The organism is Streptomyces sp. NPDC003248, assembly GCF_055563235.1.
In genome coordinates, this window is record NZ_JBVHDT010000021.1 from 76,713 (window position 1) to 93,293 (window position 16,581).

The 16,581-nt window shown below is 75.8% G+C and carries 11 protein-coding genes; all 11 read left to right on the plus strand.

The annotated features are described in order from the left end of the window. The first annotated feature begins 140 nt into the window (after positions 1–140). Positions 141–1,142, plus strand: coding sequence for a GDP-mannose 4,6-dehydratase (locus ACZ3KJ_RS32800; protein ID WP_467532341.1), 1,002 nt, complete (start codon positions 141–143; stop codon positions 1,140–1,142). Between the two features lie 101 nt (positions 1,143–1,243). Continuing rightward, entirely contained in the window at positions 1,244–1,957 is a 714-nt protein-coding gene (locus ACZ3KJ_RS32805; RefSeq protein WP_401694299.1) for a nucleotidyltransferase family protein, read from the plus strand. 7 nt (positions 1,958–1,964) lie between these two features. Beyond that, the gene (locus ACZ3KJ_RS32810) at positions 1,965–2,861 is read left to right on the plus strand and encodes an NAD-dependent epimerase/dehydratase family protein (protein ID WP_467532343.1); all 897 of its coding nucleotides are present in this window, start codon (positions 1,965–1,967) and stop codon (positions 2,859–2,861) included. Then, positions 2,858–3,550 (plus strand): spherulation-specific family 4 protein, encoded by a 693-nt coding sequence (locus ACZ3KJ_RS32815; protein WP_467532345.1) that lies wholly within the window; start codon positions 2,858–2,860, stop codon positions 3,548–3,550. Before ACZ3KJ_RS32810 ends, ACZ3KJ_RS32815 begins: the two co-directional genes overlap by 4 nt. 11 nt (positions 3,551–3,561) lie before the next feature. Further along, a complete protein-coding gene (locus ACZ3KJ_RS32820) occupies positions 3,562–4,398 on the plus strand; it encodes an endo alpha-1,4 polygalactosaminidase (RefSeq protein ID WP_467532346.1) in 837 nt (278 codons plus the stop codon). A gap of 167 nt (positions 4,399–4,565) precedes the next feature. Further along, entirely contained in the window at positions 4,566–5,927 is a 1,362-nt protein-coding gene (locus ACZ3KJ_RS32825) for a macro domain-containing protein (RefSeq protein ID WP_467532348.1), read from the plus strand. A gap of 52 nt (positions 5,928–5,979) precedes the next feature. Beyond that, positions 5,980–6,381 (plus strand): CATRA system-associated protein, encoded by a 402-nt coding sequence (locus ACZ3KJ_RS32830; RefSeq protein ID WP_467532350.1) that lies wholly within the window; start codon positions 5,980–5,982, stop codon positions 6,379–6,381. Next, positions 6,378–8,402 (plus strand): CATRA conflict system CASPASE/TPR repeat-associated protein, encoded by a 2,025-nt coding sequence (locus ACZ3KJ_RS32835; protein ID WP_467532352.1) that lies wholly within the window; start codon positions 6,378–6,380, stop codon positions 8,400–8,402. Before ACZ3KJ_RS32830 ends, ACZ3KJ_RS32835 begins: the two co-directional genes overlap by 4 nt. Positions 8,403–8,583: 181 nt before the next feature. Continuing rightward, the gene (locus ACZ3KJ_RS32840; RefSeq protein WP_467532354.1) at positions 8,584–10,335 is read left to right on the plus strand and encodes a GTPase family protein; all 1,752 of its coding nucleotides are present in this window, start codon (positions 8,584–8,586) and stop codon (positions 10,333–10,335) included. Next, the gene (locus ACZ3KJ_RS32845) at positions 10,332–11,945 is read left to right on the plus strand and encodes a GTPase family protein (protein ID WP_467532356.1); all 1,614 of its coding nucleotides are present in this window, start codon (positions 10,332–10,334) and stop codon (positions 11,943–11,945) included. Before ACZ3KJ_RS32840 ends, ACZ3KJ_RS32845 begins: the two co-directional genes overlap by 4 nt. 784 nt (positions 11,946–12,729) lie before the next feature. Next, positions 12,730–16,065, plus strand: a complete 3,336-nt coding sequence (locus ACZ3KJ_RS32850) for a CHAT domain-containing protein (RefSeq protein WP_467532358.1) — start codon at positions 12,730–12,732, stop codon at positions 16,063–16,065. The last annotated feature ends 516 nt before the right edge of the window (positions 16,066–16,581 follow it).

Sequence of the window (16,581 nt, forward strand, 5' to 3'; positions counted from 1 at the left end):
ACCCCCACAGCCGCCGCACCGATCCGCACCGCCCAGCCCCTGCCCCTGCCCCTCCGGGCCCGACCCCGCACCACCGCCCCGGCCTTCACCCCGCACCGCCACCCCGCTCCTCCCCTCCACCGACCGAAAGGACCACCGCGTTGACCTCCGCACCGCTCGCCGCCGTCACCGGAGCCGAGGGTTTCATCGGCTCCCATCTCACCGAGGCGCTGGTCGCCTCCGGCCACCGGGTCAGGGCCATGGCCCAGTACAACTCCTTCTCCTCCTACGGCTGGCTGGAGACGCTGCACCCGGACGTCCTGGACCAGGTGGAGGTCGTCCTCGGCGACGTCCGCGACCCCGGCTCGGTCCGCGGGCTGCTCGACGGCGCCGACACCGCCTACCACCTGGCCGCGCTGATCGCGATCCCGTACTCCTACCAGGCGCCGCACAGTTATGTGGACACCAACGTCACCGGCACCCTCAACGTCCTGGAGGCGGTCCGTGCCCTCGGCACGCCCCGGCTGGTGCACACGTCCACGAGCGAGACGTACGGCACCGCGCGGACCGTGCCGATCACCGAGGACCACCCGATCAACACCCAGTCGCCGTACGCCGCGTCCAAGGCGGGCGGGGACCGGCTGGCCGACAGCTACCACGCCAGCTTCGGCACGCCGGTGGTGACGCTGCGGCCGTTCAACACCTTCGGGCCGCGCCAGTCGATGCGGGCGGTCATCCCCACCGTCATCGGCCAGGTCGCCGCCGGGGAGCGCACGATCACCCTGGGCGACCTGCGTCCCACCCGTGACTTCACCTTCGTCGAGGACACCGCGCGGGCGTTCCTCGCGGTGGGCACCGCGCCCGCGGAGCGGGTCGTCGGGCGCACCTTCAACGCCGGTACCGGTGGCGAGATCTCCGTGGGGGACCTGGTCGCGCTGATCGGCAAGGTGATGGACACCGCCCTCGACGTGCGGGAGGACGCCACCCGCATCCGGCCCGCGAACTCCGAGGTGATGCGGCTGGTCGCGGACGCGAGCCGGCTGGCCGCCGCCACCGGCTGGCAGCCCGCCCACACCCTGGAGGACGGGCTCGCCCGCACGGTGGAGTTCTTCCACGACCCGGCCAACCTGGCCCGCTACAAGACCGGCATCTACAACATCTGACCCCCATCTGACCCCCGTCCTGTCCATCCGGTCCATCCGGTCCATCCGGTCCGTCCCCTGGATCCGGTCCGTCCGAAGCACATCCACGAAGGAGGAGCCCCATGCACGCAGTGATCCTGGCGGGAGGCAAGGGCGTCCGGCTGCGCCCGTACACCACCGCGCTGCCCAAGCCGCTCGTGCCCATCGGCGACCAGCACGCCATCCTGGAGATCGTGCTGCGCCAGCTCGCCTCGGCGGGCTTCACCAGCTGCACCCTCGCCATCGGGCACCTCGGCGAGATCATCCGGGCCTACGTCGGCGACGGCTCCCAGTGGGGCATGGCCGTCGACTACGCCACCGAGGAGAGCCCGCTGGGCACCATGGGCCCGCTGCTGAACCTGCGCGACCGGCTGCCGGAGACGTTCCTGGTGATGAACGGCGACGTCCTCACCGACCTCGACTACGCCGACGTGCTGCGCCGGCACCGGGAGTCGGGCGCGCCGCTGACCATCGCCACGTACGCCCGCACCGTGAGCATCGACTTCGGGGTGCTGACCACCGACGACAGCAAGGTCGTCGCGTTCACCGAGAAGCCGAGCATGGACTACCGGGTCTCGATGGGCGTCTACGGCCTGTCCCGCGCGACGCTGGAGGGGTACACGCCGGGGCTGCCGCTCGGCTTCGACGAGCTGGTCCTCGACCTGTTGCGGGACCGCAGACCGCCGCAGGCCTACGAGTTCGACGGCTACTGGCTGGACATCGGCCGCCCGGACGACTACGACCGGGCCAACGCCGAGTTCACCACCCGCAAGTCGCTTCTGCTCAAGGGAGCCTGAGCACCGCATGCGCATCCTCGTCCTCGGTCACACCGGCTATCTGGGCGCCCACGTCGCCGGGCGGCTGAGCGCCCTGCCGGGTGTGACGGTCCTCGGCGCCGGCCGCTCGTCCGCCGCCGCGTTCCCCGTCGACCTCGCCACCGTCGGCCCCGCGCGGCTGGCGAAGGCGCTGGCGTCGGCGGCCCCCGACGCCGTCGTCAACTGCGCGGGGGCGACCGGCGGCGACGCCGTCACCCTCGCGGAGGTCAACGCCCGCGGGCCCGCGGTGCTGTGTGCCGCACTGCGCGAGGCGGCTCCCGCGGCCCGCCTGGTCCACCTGGGCTCGGCCGCCGAGTACGGCCCCGGCGCGCCCGGCCTCGCGGTGACGGAGTCGGCGGCCACCCGGCCGGCCGGACCGTACGGCGCGACCAAGCTCGCCGGCACGGCCGCGGTGACCGCGTCCGGCCTGGACGCGGTGGTGCTGCGGGTGGGCAACCCGGTGGGGCCGGGGGCGCCGCCCACCGGCCTGCCCGGGCGGACCCGGCGGCTGCTGCGGGCCGCCGGGCCGGACCCGGACGCGGTGCTGCGGCTCGGGGACCTGTCCGCGTACCGCGACTTCGTCGACGTACGGGACGTGGCGCGGGCCGTCGCCCTCGCGGCCACCGCGCCGGGTCCGCTGCCGCCGGTCCTCAACGTCGGCGGGGGCCGGGCCGTCCCGGTGCGCGAGCTGGTCCACGGCCTGGCCCGGCGGGCCGGGTTCCGGGGCCGGATCGAGGAGGACGCCGGGGGGCCGGCGGGCTCGGCCCGGTCGGCGGAGGTGTCGTGGCAGTGCTCCGACATCTCCGCCGCCGAGGCGGCCCTCGGCTGGCGGCCCGCGCACACCCTGGAGGAGGCGCTGGCCGCCCTGTGGGAAGGCGACCGTTGAGCCTGCTGGTCCCGCTCTACGTCCACCCGGCCGACGACCCGGGCGCCTGGCACCGGCTGATCACCGCCGCCCCGGACACCTACGGCGTCGTCCTCAACCCGGCGAACGGGCCGGGCGAGCGCCCCGACCCGGCGTTCACCGCGGCGGCCGCGGCGCTGCGGGCGGCCGGGGGGCGGCTGCTGGGCTACGTCGACACCGACTACGGGGTGCGCGGCCGGGCCGAGGTGAGCGAGGACGTCCGCCGGCACCGGGAGTGGTACGCGGCCGACGGCTGCTTCCTCGACCGGGTCACGGCGACGGCCGAGGGGCTGCCCGCGTGCCGCCGGCTGGTGCGGGCGGTGCGCCGGCTCGGGGCCGGTACGGTCGTGCTGAACCCGGGGGTGCACCCGGCGCCCGGGTACGCCCGCCTCGCCGACCTGACCGTCACCTTCGAGGGGCCCTGGTCGACGTACGTCTCGGCGTTCAGCCGGCCGGCGTGGACCGCCCGCCACCCGCCCGGCCGGCTGTGCCACCTGGTCTACGGGGTCCCGCGGGCGCTCGTCCCGCTCGCCGTGCGCACCGCGCACCAGCGGGGCGCGGCGGTCTGCGGGCCCGTGACGGGGCACCTCCCCAACCCCTGGGCCACGTTGACGCCCGCACTGAACGGGACGGAACGGGACGGGACGGAACGGAAGGGGACGGAACGATGAGGAACGGGGCGATGAGAAGCAGGGCACTGGCGTACGTGACGCTGCTGGCCGCGCTCGCGGCCTGGACGCTGACCGGCTGTTCCGGCCCGGACGGTCCGGACGGCCCCGACGGCCCGCGCCGGTCCGCCGACGGGCGCGGCACGGCGCAGGCCCGCTGGCAGCCGCGCCCCGGCCTGGCCTGGCAGTGGCAGCTCGACGGCGCGGTCGACCCGTCGGCCGACGTGCCCGTCTACGACATCGACGGCTTCGAGAACTCCGCGGCCGACGTCGCCCGTCTGCACCGCGACGGGCGCAAGGTCATCTGCTACGTCAACGTGGGCGCCTGGGAGGACTTCCGGCCCGACGCCGACGCGTTCCCCCGCTCGGTGCTCGGCGGGCCCAACGGCTGGGAGGGCGAGCGCTGGCTGGACATCCGGCGGATCTCCGTGCTGCGCCCCCTCATGGAACGGCGCTTCGACATGTGCCGCGACAAGGGCTTCGACGCGGTCGAGCCCGACCTGGTGGAGGGCTACGGCGACGACACCGGTTTCCCGCTCACCGCCGGCGACCAGCTCCGCTACAACCGCATGATCGCCGCTCTCGCCCACGAGCGGGGGATGGCGGTGGGCCTGAAGAACGACCTCCCCCAGATCCCGCAGCTGCTGGCCGACTTCGACTTCGCGGTCAACGAGGAGTGCGCGCAGTACGACGAGTGCGGGCGGCTCACCCCGTTCATCGAGGCCGGCAAGGCGGTCTTCCACGTGGAGTACGCCGAGCCGTCGGCCTCCTTCTGCCCCGAGGCGCGACGGCTGGGGCTGTCGTCGATGCGGAAGAAGCCGGAACTCGGGGTGTGGCGCGAGCCGTGCTGACGTGGGTGCTCCGACGAGGAGTGACGGCTGCGTCTCTTGTGACGGGAACGCACGTTCTGTCGATCGATCCACCGAAGGACCCTCATTTATGCCATTGGCAGGTTATAGACTTCCGTCCCTGCCCGCGTCTGGGGGACGGGCAGGCAGACCGGCCACCTGGAGACCACGTGGTGCGCATTCGTGTGAAGGTCCTCGGCTCCGCGTGTCTCGAACTCGACGGTGCGCGCGTCCGCCTCTCGCCGCAGGCGGTGAAACTCCTGCTGCGTCTCGTCGCCGCCGACGGCGACACCATTCCCGCCGGGCGGCTCTACGAGGAACTGTGGGGAGCCCCGCCCGGGCTGCGCATCACCCGCCTGCACCGCACGGAGGTGCAGAAGCGGGTCCACGAGCTGCGCCGCGCCATGGCGGCCGGACCACCCGGCGACCGGGCCGGCCTGTTGCGCACCGAGCAGTCCCTCACCGGGCGGGACCCGGTGTCGGCGTACCGGCTCGTGCTGGACCGGGACCAGTTGGACCGTCTGGAGTTCGAACGGCTGGTGAACCAGGCCGCCCACGCGGCGCCCGGCCACGCGGCGGCGATGCTGAACGAGGCGCTGCACCTGTGGCGGGGCACCCCGTTCGAGGAGGTGGCCACCTCCCCCTTCGCCCGGCCGCTGGTCCGCAGGCTCACCGACCTGTACGACACGGCCCGCCGCGAACTGGTCCGCGTGCACGCCGAGTTGGGGCAACTGCACCTGGCCCTGCCGATCGCCGAGTCACTGGCCGGGGAGGCGCCCGGCGACCCGGAGGCCGCCCGCACGCTGCGCGCCCTGCGGGAGAGCCTGCGGGCCCGGCACGGCGACGAGGTGCTGCGCCACGAGATCCGGCCGCTGCGGACCACGATCGTGGTCAAGCGGGGCGACCTGTTCGACCAGGACGACGCCAATGCCGTCGTCGGGTTCGGCGACACCTTCGACACCTCGACCGACGAGGACGTCGTCATCAGCCGGGACAGCGTCCAGGGCCAGTTGCTGCACCGGGTGTACGGCGGCAGCCGCGAGGACCTGGACCGCCAGCTGCGCAAGGCCCTGCGCGGGGTGACCCCCGCCGGGGTGGAGAACGTCCGCGACAAGCCGCGCGGCAAACGCGTGCGCTACCCGGTCGGCACGGTCGTCCCGCTGCCGCTGCCCGGCAGACGGATCTTCGCCACCGTCTACTGCCGGCAGGGCAACGACCTCGTCACCCGCGGCACGAAGGACCAGCTGCGTGCCGCGCTGGACCGGCTGTGGGAGTCGGTGACCGTGCACGGCCTGTACAAGCCGGTGGCCGTCCCGCTCGTCGGCTCCCGGCTCGCCCGGATCGACGGGCTCGGCGACGAGGAGTCCATGCGAATGATCATCGAGACCTTCCTGCGGGCGTCGCGCAGCACCCCCGTCGCGCCCGAACTGCGCATCGTCGTCCGCACCTCGTCCCTGGAACGGATCCGCATCTGGGACGTCGCACGGTTCGTGGAGCGCCTCGACGGCACCGGGCGGTACGCCGATGAGTGAGCCGACGCGTGAGGCGGTGCCTGAGCCGACGCGTGACGCGACGCGTGAGGCGGTGCCTGAGCCGACGCGTGAGCTGCCGCCGGAGCTGCGCGAGGCGGCCCTCGTGGTCCTGCGGGACGTACGGCTGTGGCGGCTGCCGCCCGACCGGTGGGAGCGGCTGGCCGGCCTCCTCGACACGGCCGCGGGCGCCCTGCGCTCGGGCGACGCGGACCGCTTCGACCAGGCCACCGTGGACCTGGGGCTGGCCGGGCCCGTCCGCATCACCCGCATCGGTGACCCGCACCGCGGCTCCCCCGGGGAATCCGTCCCCGCACCGGCACCGCCGCCGGTCCGGGAGCGCCTGAACCGTCTCCTCCACACCCTGTCGGGCGGCCCCGGCGGGACACCGGACGAGGACGGCCGTCCGCCGGACGACGGCCCGCGCGGCGGGCAGCGGGCCGGCGGACGTCCGTGACCGGGCCCGCCGGACTCCTCGACCAGCACCTGGTCGTCCACCTCTACGCCCCCGCCGAGGGACCCGGCGCGCCCGCCGCCCACCGCGCCCTGCACGCCCTGTGGAACGGCTGCCGCCTGCTCTTCGGCATGACCGAACCGATCGCGGGGACCGGACTGCCCCCCGTGCCGCCGGCCGACCTCGGCGCGCTGCCGCTCGGCGCGGAGCGGGCGCTGGCCGCGCAGGAACGCCCCGGCACGGACTGCCAGGCCGTCCTCCGCCTCCACCAGGACGTCCTCAACCTGTCGGTGTCCCTGGCGTCCGACCGGCCCACCGGGCTCACCGGGCCCACCGGCACCGCGTGGGGCGAGGAGGGCGAGCGCTGGCGGGCCCCCAACCGCGCGTGGTCCGCCCTCATCGACCCGCACGCCCCGCACCTGCTGGGCCAGGCCCGCCTCTACCTGGCGCGCGTCTCCTCCGCCGAAGAGGTCCGTACCTGCGCCGCGCCCCTGTACGCACGGCTGCACCGCCTGCTGCCCGCCGAGGCGGTCCGCGCCTCCCCCGCCTGGCGGCGCGGCACCCCCCACACCAGCGGCCTGGCCCTGTGGGAGACCGGGGACGACACCGACGAACGCGCCCTGCGCCGCTTCCTGGTGGCCGTCGCCCCCGACGCCGACCGGGCGGCGAGCGCCTGGCTGTGGTCCCGGGGCGACACCGCGCTGCCCCCGTTCGCCCGCTATCTGCTGCACGCCGCCAAACTCCGCTACCAGCTGCGGGTGTGGCAGCGCGACAACCAGGCCCGGGAGCTGCGGACGGCCCTGGAGACGCTGGGTGCGGAACTGCGCCGGCTCGGCGCCGGCGACCGCGCGACGGCCGAACTGCTGCGGCTGCGCCGGCTCGACTCGCTGCTCTTCCTCAACGACCTGCGGGCCCTGCGCCGTACCGTGGACATCGCCGCCGACAACCTGCGCCGGGCCGTCGGCCTGCCCCGGCCGGCCGCCCTCGGCACTCCGTTCGCCGACGACGCCGACCTCGCCCGCTCCTTCCTGGAACGCCTCGACGACGACCTGGCGTACCTCACCCTCGCCGCCGACGGCGCCGGGGATCTGGCCGCGGCCCACCCCTCCCCGGCCCCCGGGCCCGCGACGCCCCCGCCCGCACCCCCGCCCGCACCCCCACCGGGAGCCGTGCCGGACCACGCCACGACGGCCGGCGCCACGACAGACGGCCTCACGGCAGGCGGCCTCGCGACGGACCGCGCCACGACGGACGACCCCACGACGGACGCCGTCACGACGGACCGCGCCACCGCAGAGGGTGCCACCGCAGACGGCGCCACCCCAGACCGCGTCACGGAGACCGGAGCGACGGCCGAACCGGCAGCCACCCCGGTCCCCGGGCCTGTGGCCCCCGCGTTCGGGCCCGCCGCGCCCCTCTCGGGACCCGGCGGCGGACCCGGCGGCGAACCCGGCGGCCCGCCCGGCGGCGACCGGTCCCGCAACGTCTTCGTCGTGCACGGCCGGGACGCCCCGGCCCGCGACGCGTTCTTCGTCTTCCTGCGCGCGCTCGGCCTGTGCCCGCTCGAATGGGAGGACCTGGTCGCCCTCACCGGCAGCGCGTCCCCGTTCCTGGGCGAGGTGATCGCGCGGGCGATGCCGTACACCCAGGCCGTGGTGGTGCTGATGACCCCCGAGGACGTCGTCCGGCTCCACCCCGACCTGCACGAGACGCAGGAGGCGGCGCACGAGGCCCGCTGGTCGTTGCAGGCCCGTCCGAACGTGCTGCTCGAACTGGGCATGGCCCTGGTGACCCACCCCGACCGGACGGTCATCGTGGTCGCCGGCGACCAGCGGCCGGTGAGCGACCTCGGTGGGCGCAACTTCGTCCAGATGTCGGGGGCGCCCGGCTTCCGCGCCAAGGTCGCGAGCCGGCTGCGGCTGGCGGGCTGTCCCGTCGACACGGACGGCCAGGACTGGCTCAGCGCGGGCGACTTCACCGCCCTCACCGCCTACGACCGCCGCCCGCCCGGGGCCGCCCCGTGACCGGCCCCACGCGATGTCCGGCCCCACGCGATGTCCGGGCCCAACCGACGTCCGGGCCCACCCGGCCGGGCCCGCCCGGGAAGCGGCGGGGAAGCGCACGGAAGCGGCGGGAAGCACAAGGAAGCACGGGGAAGCACCGGGGTGGTGTCGTCGGAAGCGGCAGCGGGGGTGAGGTCGGGGCATGGCAGAAACACAGAGCAACGACACCACCCGGCGGCCCTCGCCGGACACCACGCTCGAACTGCTCAGGGCCCTCTTCCAGGACCGGCCCGGACTGCTGCGGGCCGTGACGCTCGGCGACCTCGAAGGCCGCGGCGTGGTGGAGGAGATCCAGTCCCACGACCGGCTGTTCGGCCTGCCGGTCTTCCAGTTCGCCGTGGGCCAGACCGGCGCCGGCAAGACCTCCCTCGGCAACCTCCTGTTCGGCGAGCGGGCGATGCGCTCGACCGGCTACCAGGACTGCACCGACTACATCGGCATGCTCAGGCTCCGCAGCGACCTGTGGTACTTCGACACCCCCGGCGCGGGCGGCGACGAGCAGTACGAGAACTTCGCCCGGCTCGCCCTCGGCCTCGAACAGATCCGGGGCAGGAAGGCGGAGTCGTTCGAACTGCTCGACTTCACGGACGCCTCCCTGGAGGGCGAGAAGGTGGTCGGCGTGCTGCGCACGGAGGTGGCGGCGGCCGACCGCGACCGGGAGTTCGGCGAGAAGTACCCGCCGGACGTCATCGTCTACCTCGTGGTGCCCCAGCGCCTGTTCCTCCGTCCCGACCAGGACTACCTCAGGGACATGCTGGAGCGGTACGGCGACAAGGTCGTCGTCGCCCTCAACACGTGGGAGGGCGTCACGCGGGACGTCGACGTGCTGAACGTGCGCCGGCAGATCACGTCGGTGTACCAGGACGTCTTCGGTGCCTCGGTCGAGCCCCGGTTCGTCCAGTTCGACGCCCTGAGCGGCACGGGCGTCCACGACCTCACCCGGGCGCTGTGCCAGGTGATCGCCCCGGAGAAGCTCGGCGGCATGCAGGCCGTCCTGGACGGCGACCTCAAGGAGCACGCCCGCCGGGAACGCAGCCTGCACTACCGCCGTACGGTCAACCGGATCGCGGCCCGGCTGGCGCTCAACACCGTGGACCAGCAGGCCGGGAACCAGGACCTGGTGGCGGTCGCCGCCAAGGGCGTCAGCCAGTTCGGGGTGCTCACCTTCGAGGCCGGGGCCGCGGCGGCCGCCCTCCGGGACGCGCTCGCGGAACTGGTCGACCGTGAGGCGCGGTCGGTCCGGGAGAAGCAGTCCGAGAAGGTCATCACCAAGGACCTCACGACCCGCAAGCGGGACATCGTCACCAAGGAACCGAAGTTCGACCTCGTCGAGACGACCCGCAAGGAGAAGAAGAAGATCACCCGCGAGGTCGAGCAGGTCACCGGCAAGGGCTTCCTGAACACGCTGAAGGAGCACGCGAAGGCCACCGTCGACCAGATCGACAACGCCCTCGGCGGCGGCGGCTGGGACAAGCACGACGCGCTGCGCGAACGGGCCCGGCGCAACTCCGTGCACCGGACCACCAGCACCGTCCAGGAGGAGGTCGAGGTCCCGGTCACCGAGATCCGCCAGAAGGTCGTCGGCTACCAGGAGAAGGTGCTCGCCACCGTCGAGGAGGTCGTGGACGTCACCGAGCGCGTCATCGGCACCAAGGCGCTCAAGGGCGGCCTCCCGGTGATCGAGCTGCTGCTGTCGGTCGGGACGGGCGTGGAGGCGTACTGCGTCGCCGAGGACGGACGGGACGGCATCGACACCTACGTGGAACGGGAGCGGCAGCGGATCGCGATCGTCCTGGACCGGGCCGAGCCGCAGTTGTCGAAGCTGCTGCGCGAGGGCCACGACGCGGAGGAGGAGATCGCCGTGCTGCTCGACCGTCTCCTCGCCACGTCATGAGCGCCGGCACGAGGGGGCAGACGCTGCTCACCCTCGACGAGCCGTCCCTCGGCGACGTGCGCGCCGCCCTCATCCAGAAGCGGCTGGGCACGGCCCGCCCCACCACCGCGGGCCGGCTGCCCCGGCTGGTGGCCACCGGCCGGACCGGCAGCGGCAAGTCCACGCTCGGCAACCTCCTGGTCGGCTCCGACGACCTGCTGCGCTCGACCGGCTTCCAGGACTGCACCGACGCCGCCCACGTCCTCCGCTTCCCCCGCGGGCTCACCTACGTCGACCTGCCCGGCGTGGCCGGCGACGACCGGCTGGAGAACTTCAACCGGCTGGCGCTGGGCCTGCCGCAGGCACCGCAGTGGCCGACCGTGGACGCGCTGCGGGTCCTGCGGTACGAGGAGCGCCGGCAGGTCGCCGACGACACCCACCCGGCCGCCGGTCTGCCGCCCGGCCTGCTCCGCCCCGACCTCGTGCTGTACCTCTGCGCCCCGCACCGGGGCGTCGGACGGGCCGAGGAGCCGTACATCGTGGACCTGCTGGGCGCGATCGGCAGTGAGCGCGTCCTGTTCGTGCTGAACCTCTTCCACGACGGGGCCGGCCGGCGGCTCGCCACCCCGCAGAACCTGGAGGACGCGCACGCCGCCCTGGCGCGCTGGCACCAGGAGGCGGGCCGGCGGCTGGACACCTCGCGGATCGTGCCCATGGACTGCCGGTCCGGGGCGGGGCTGGCGGGGCTGCTGTCGGCGGCCCGCGACTGCCTCGGCGGGAACGCCGCGCTGACCGAGATCGTCACCTACCAGCATGAACGGGCGCCGCGGCTGTACCGCCGGGAGGTGCAGCAGGCCGTGGTCCGGTTCGCCGCGCAGGTCGCGGCGGTCACGCCCGCGTCGGACGCCACGGCCGGCGAGGTGCCGGTGGCGGCCGCCCGGCGGCTGGTGGAGTACGCGGACCGCCTCGCGGGCGGGGGCGGCCGCAACCACGGCCCCTGGCTGAGGCGCTTCGAGGCCCTCACCGCCAAGGAGCTCGCCGGCCTGCGGAAGGTGGCCACCGAGCCGATCATCGAACGGCGCTCGAAGGACGTCTACGAGGACGTGCCGCGCTACGACTGGGTCAAGGAGACCGACTACAGCCGGCCGGTCTACGAGACGCGCCGCCGCAAGGTGAAGGTCTCGCCCGGCGACTTCGACGAGTTCCTGGACGGCATCGGCAACTGGCTGGGCGGCGAGGGGTTCGTCACCGAGCGCTGGATCAGCGAGGAGGTCCTCGTCGGCTACAAGAAGAAGAAACGGCAGGTGGTGACCGGCTACGACCAGCGGTACGTGCGCACCGACCACTGGGACGAGACGGTCGGCGTGCGCGAGGTGGCCGTCACGTACGACCCCCTCGGCGTCCGGGGCGTCGCCCTCGCCCTCACGGCCTGGCACGCGGCCCTGTCCACCGTCGCCGACAAGGCCCCGGGCACCCTGGACGCCGTCCGCCGCGACATCCACCGCCGCATCGAACGCCTCGGCGCCACCCCGGCGGCCCTCGCCGCCAAGGCGGAGCAGATCCTGCCCGAGGACACCGGCCGGCTGCTGGAGGCGGTCCTGCGCGCCGGGGAGACGGGGGGCTCCGCTTGAGACGGGGGGCGCCGGCGAGGCGGGAGCGGGGACGGGTGCCGGGCCGGGGGCACGGATGAGTCACGGGGAGCCGCCCCCGGCCGGGAGGCCGCCGTCACCGAAGACCGCCATCACACCGGCGCCCCCTCAGGGTGCGTCCGGCCCGGACGAGGGCCAGGGACCCGGCTCGGGTCAAGGCCGGGCGCCCCGCTCGCGCGAAGGCTGGCCCTCGTCCGGCTCGGACGAGGGCCGGGGGCCCGGCTCGGGCGAAGGCCGGGGGCCCAGCTCGGGTCAAGGCAGGGCCTCCGGCTCGGACGAAGGCCAGGGGCCCGGCTGGGGTCAAAGCAGGACCTCCGGCACGGACGAAGGCCTGAGGCCCGACACGGACGAAGGCCGGGGGCCCAGCTCGGGTCAAGGCAGGGCCTCCGGCTCGGACGAAGGCCAGGGGCCCGGCTCGAACAAAGGCCAGGGGCCCGGCTCGGGGCAAGGCAGGGCCCCCGGCTCGGGCGAAGGCCGGAGGTCCGGCACGGACGAAGGCCGGGGACCCGGCTCCGGTCAAGGCCGGGCCTCCGGCCCGGACGAAGGCGGGCTCGCGGGCGGGACTCCCGCGCCGGGCCCTCCCACGTCGAGCTGTTCCGGGCCGGGCGCCCCCGCGCCGGGCGCCCCCGGAGCGGCGGAGGCGTCCGGTGGTGCGGGCGCCTCGCTCGCCCGGGCCCTGTCCCTCGCCCGGCGTGCCTCCGCCGCGCGGGAGCGTTTCGACCGTGGCGTCGGGGGTGCGGCGGCGCTGGAGGAGGCGATCGCCGGCGTGCGGGAGGCGTTGGCACTGCCCTTGGCGGAGCCCGGGCTGCGGGCGGTGCTGGCCGGCCGGCTGTCCTCGCACCTGTACCACCGGTGGCGGCTGTCCGGCCGGGCGGAGGCGCTGGAGGAGGCGGTGGCGCTCGGGCGCGCCGCGCTGCTGGACGGCCGGCATCCCGACCCCGTCGAGGTCCACCGCAACCAGTGCGGCGCGCTCGTCGCCCTGTTCGAGACGACGACAGACCTCGCACTGCTCGACGAGGCGGAGCGGCACGGCAGGCGGGCGGTGCGGCTGAGTCCTCCGGGCCATCCGGCGCGGGCGGGCTGTCTGTCCAACCTCGCCCTGGTGCTGCACCGCGTCCACCAGTTCCGCCGCGACCCGGCCGCCCTCGACGCGGCCGTCACGGCCGAGCGGGAGGCACTGGCCTGTCTCGCGCCGGACGATCCACTGCGTGCCCGCCACCAGCACAACCTCGCCGGTCACCTGCGGGCCCGGTACGAGGCCACCCGCGACCTCGGCGCGCTGGAGGAGGCCTGCGCGCTGGGCCGGGCGGCGGCCGGGGCCCTCGGTGACCCGCTGCACCAGGTGTCCGCGGCCGGCGCCCTCCTCACCCGGTACCTGGCGCGCGGCGACCTCGCGGACGCGCACGAGGCGCTGGCCCTGGAGGAACGGGCCCTGGAGCGTGTCGCGCCCGACGATCCGCGCCGTCCCGCCTACCTCAACATCACCTCCGCCACCCTGGGCCACCTCGCCGCACGCACCGGGGACGCCGGGTGGGCCCGCCGCGCGGTGGACGCCTCCGCGGAGGCCGTCGCCGCCACCCCGCCCGGCCACCTGGATCGGCCCGGCCATCTGCGCACCCTGTCGTCCCACCGCCTGGCCCTGTTCCGGCTGACCGGCGACACCGAGACGCTGAGGGCGGCGGTGCGGGCCGTGGAGGAGGCACTGGCGGCGCTGCCGGCGGCCCGTCCGGAACGCGGGGCCTGCCGCTCGGTGCTCGTGGAGGCGCTGGTCGCGCTGTACGACCACACCCAGGAGCCCGGTCTGCTGGACGACGCGGTACGGGCCGCCCGGGCGGCGCTGGAGGAGGGCCCGGAGTCCGGTGCGCAGCGCGTGCCCTGGCTGAACAACCTGAGCGGCACACTGCGCGCCCGTCACTGGCTCGACCGCGACCGCGCCTACCTGGAGGAGGCCGTGGCGACCGCCCGGGAGGCGGTGCGTCTGGCCGGCGACGATCCCCGCCTCCCGCTGTACCTGGGCACGCTCTGCTCGGCGCTGCACGACCTGGACGGGGTGACCGGCGGCGACCCTGGCCTGCGTACGGAACTGGTGGCGGCGGCCCGCCGCGCCCTGGCCCACACGCCCGAGGACTCCCCCGACCGGGGCCGGCGCACCGGTGAACTCGCCTGGACGCTGGTCCTGCTGGCCCGCGCGCCGGGCGTCGCGGAAGCCTCCGCCGAGGAGGCGGCGACCGAGGCGGTGGCCCTGGCCCGGCGCGCGCTGCGGGCCCTTCCCGGGGAGCGGGCGGAGCACGCGGGGGTCGCGCTGACGCTGGGAACGGCGCTGGTCGCGCGGTACGGGCCGGGTCCGGACGATTCCGTCGGTGCCGCGGCCTCCGGCGCGCCGGCACCGGAGCCCTCCCCGCCCGCGCCGCCGCCCTCCCCGCCCGCGCCGCCGCCCTCCCCGCCCGCGCCGCCGCCCCCGTCGCCCCCTCCCTGGGCCGAGGCGGCCGAGGTTCTCGCGGCGGGCGCCGCCGCCACCGCGTCCCTCCCCCAGGACCGTCTGGAGTGCGCCCGTGCCCTGTGCGCGCTGTGGCTGGCCGCCGGCCGTCCCGCCGAGGCGCTGGACGCCGTGGAACAGGCGGTCGGCCTCCTGCCGTACGTCGCGCCCCGGCACCTGGCCCGCAGTGGCAGGGAGCGCGGTCTGGAGCGGCACGCCGGCCTTCCGCAGCAGGCGGTGGCGGCGGCCCTCGCGGCGGGACGGCCCGGCCGCGCGGTGGAACTGCTGGAACGCACCCGGGGCGTCCTGCTGGGCGAGGCCATCGAGGCCCGTGACGGCCCGGCGGCGCTGCCCGCGCCCCTGGCGGCGGAGTTCGTGCGGCTGCGGGAACTGCTCGCCGTACCGCCGCGGTGGGCGCACGGTCCACCGGACGACCGGCTGGGCGTCCTGGCGGAGGGCGAGCAGCGCCGTGTCCTAGCCGCCCGCTGGGCGGACCTGCTGGAGCGGATCCGGCGCGTCCCCGGTCTCACGGACTTCCTGCGCCCGCCCACGCTGCCGGAGCTGGTGGCGTCGGCGGCGGACGGACCGGTCGTCATGGTCGTCGAGGGCCCGGCCGGCGGACACGCCCTGGTCGTCGGCGCCCCACCCGCCGGCCGGGGCATCGGCGCCGACGGGGTGACGGTGGTCCCGCTGCCCTCGCTGACGCCGGGCACCGCGCACGGTTGGGCGGCCCGTCTGCGGGAGCCGCTCGACAGGGGCGAGCCGCTGGACCGCCGGGATCTGCTCGCGGTCCTGGCGTGGCTGTGGGAAGCGGTCGCCGGGCCGGTGCTCACCGCCCTCGATCCGGCCCCGGGCTCCCGCCTGTGGTGGTGCCCGACGGGCGCACTGGCGCTGCTGCCGCTGCACGCGGCCGGCCGGTACGACGCGGACCCCGCCGTCGGCGTCCTGGACCGGGTGGTGTCGTCGTACACGCCGACGCTGCGGGCCCTGGCGTACGCCCGCTCCCGGGTGTCCGCGGCGGACGGCGGCGCGCTGGTCGTCGCCGTGCCGGAGCCGGAGTCGGCGTACCTCGGCCCGCTGCCCGGTGCGATCCGGGAGGCGGAGGGGGTGGCCCGCCGGCTGCGCGGGGCGCGGCTGCTGTGCGCGGCGGAGGCGGACCGGGCGTCGGTGCTGGCCGCGCTGCCCCGGCACGCGGTGGCGCACTTCGCCTGCCACGGGGCGGGCGACACCGTGTCCCCGGCGGGCAACGGCGTCCTGCTGGCCGACGCCGACGGCGTTCCCCTGACGGTCGCGGCGGTGGCCGGGCTGGACCTGCGGGGCGCGGCACTCGCCTATCTGTCGGCGTGCGGCACCAGCGAGACGCGGATCTCCCTCGCCGACGAGTCGGTACACCTGGCCTCCGGCTTCCAGGTCGCCGGGTACCCGCAGGTCGTCGGCAGCCTGTGGAGCGTCCCGGACCTGGCCTCGGCCCGGGTGGCGGACGCCTTCTACGCCCACGCGGCCGACGACGGCCGGCTGGTCCCGGCCCGCGTCCCGCACGCCCTGCACCACGCGGTGCTCGCCCTGCGCCAGCGCTATCCGGGCAGTCCCGAACTGTGGGCGCCGTACGTCCACCACGGCGCGTGAGACCGGGCGGGCGGCCGGTCGCCCGCCCGGTCTCACGCGCCCGGTCTCACGGCCGTCACGGGTCGTCGCCGGGGCTGCCGCGCCACCTCCGCCCACGCCCCGCCGCCTCCGACAGGGCGGCGGGACGTCGTGACGTACCCCGTGACCGGTCGGCGGCCGCGCGCCGCGCCGGACGTCCGTCCGTCCGGCGCGGCGCGGCACCGCACGGAGCGGCACGCCCGCAGCACAGCGCGCGGCACGACGCGTCACAGCGCGGCGCGGCACGGCACGGCACGCGCAGCACGACACGGCACGACGCAACCGACACGGCACGACGCGGCATGGCACGACGCAGCCGGCACAGCCGGCACAGCCGGCACGGACCGCCTCCCGGTGCCGTCGTCCTGCCCGCCGACGCGGAGTCCTGCCCGCCGACGCGGAGTCCGGGCCGCCGACGCGAAGTCCCGGGGCCGCCGACGCCGCGTTCCCGCCAGGCACCGGACCTGCCCCGCTCCGGGAACCGCACCGGCACGTCCC

Coding starts and splice junctions, on each gene's coding strand:
- ACZ3KJ_RS32805 (WP_401694299.1), top strand. CDS start 1,244: ATGCACGCAGTGATCCTGGCGGGAGGCAAGGGCGTCCGGCTGCGCCCG.
- ACZ3KJ_RS32820 (WP_467532346.1), top strand. CDS start 3,562: ATGAGAAGCAGGGCACTGGCGTACGTGACGCTGCTGGCCGCGCTCGCG.
- ACZ3KJ_RS32810 (WP_467532343.1), top strand. CDS start 1,965: ATGCGCATCCTCGTCCTCGGTCACACCGGCTATCTGGGCGCCCACGTC.
- ACZ3KJ_RS32845 (WP_467532356.1), top strand. CDS start 10,332: ATGAGCGCCGGCACGAGGGGGCAGACGCTGCTCACCCTCGACGAGCCG.
- ACZ3KJ_RS32840 (WP_467532354.1), top strand. CDS start 8,584: ATGGCAGAAACACAGAGCAACGACACCACCCGGCGGCCCTCGCCGGAC.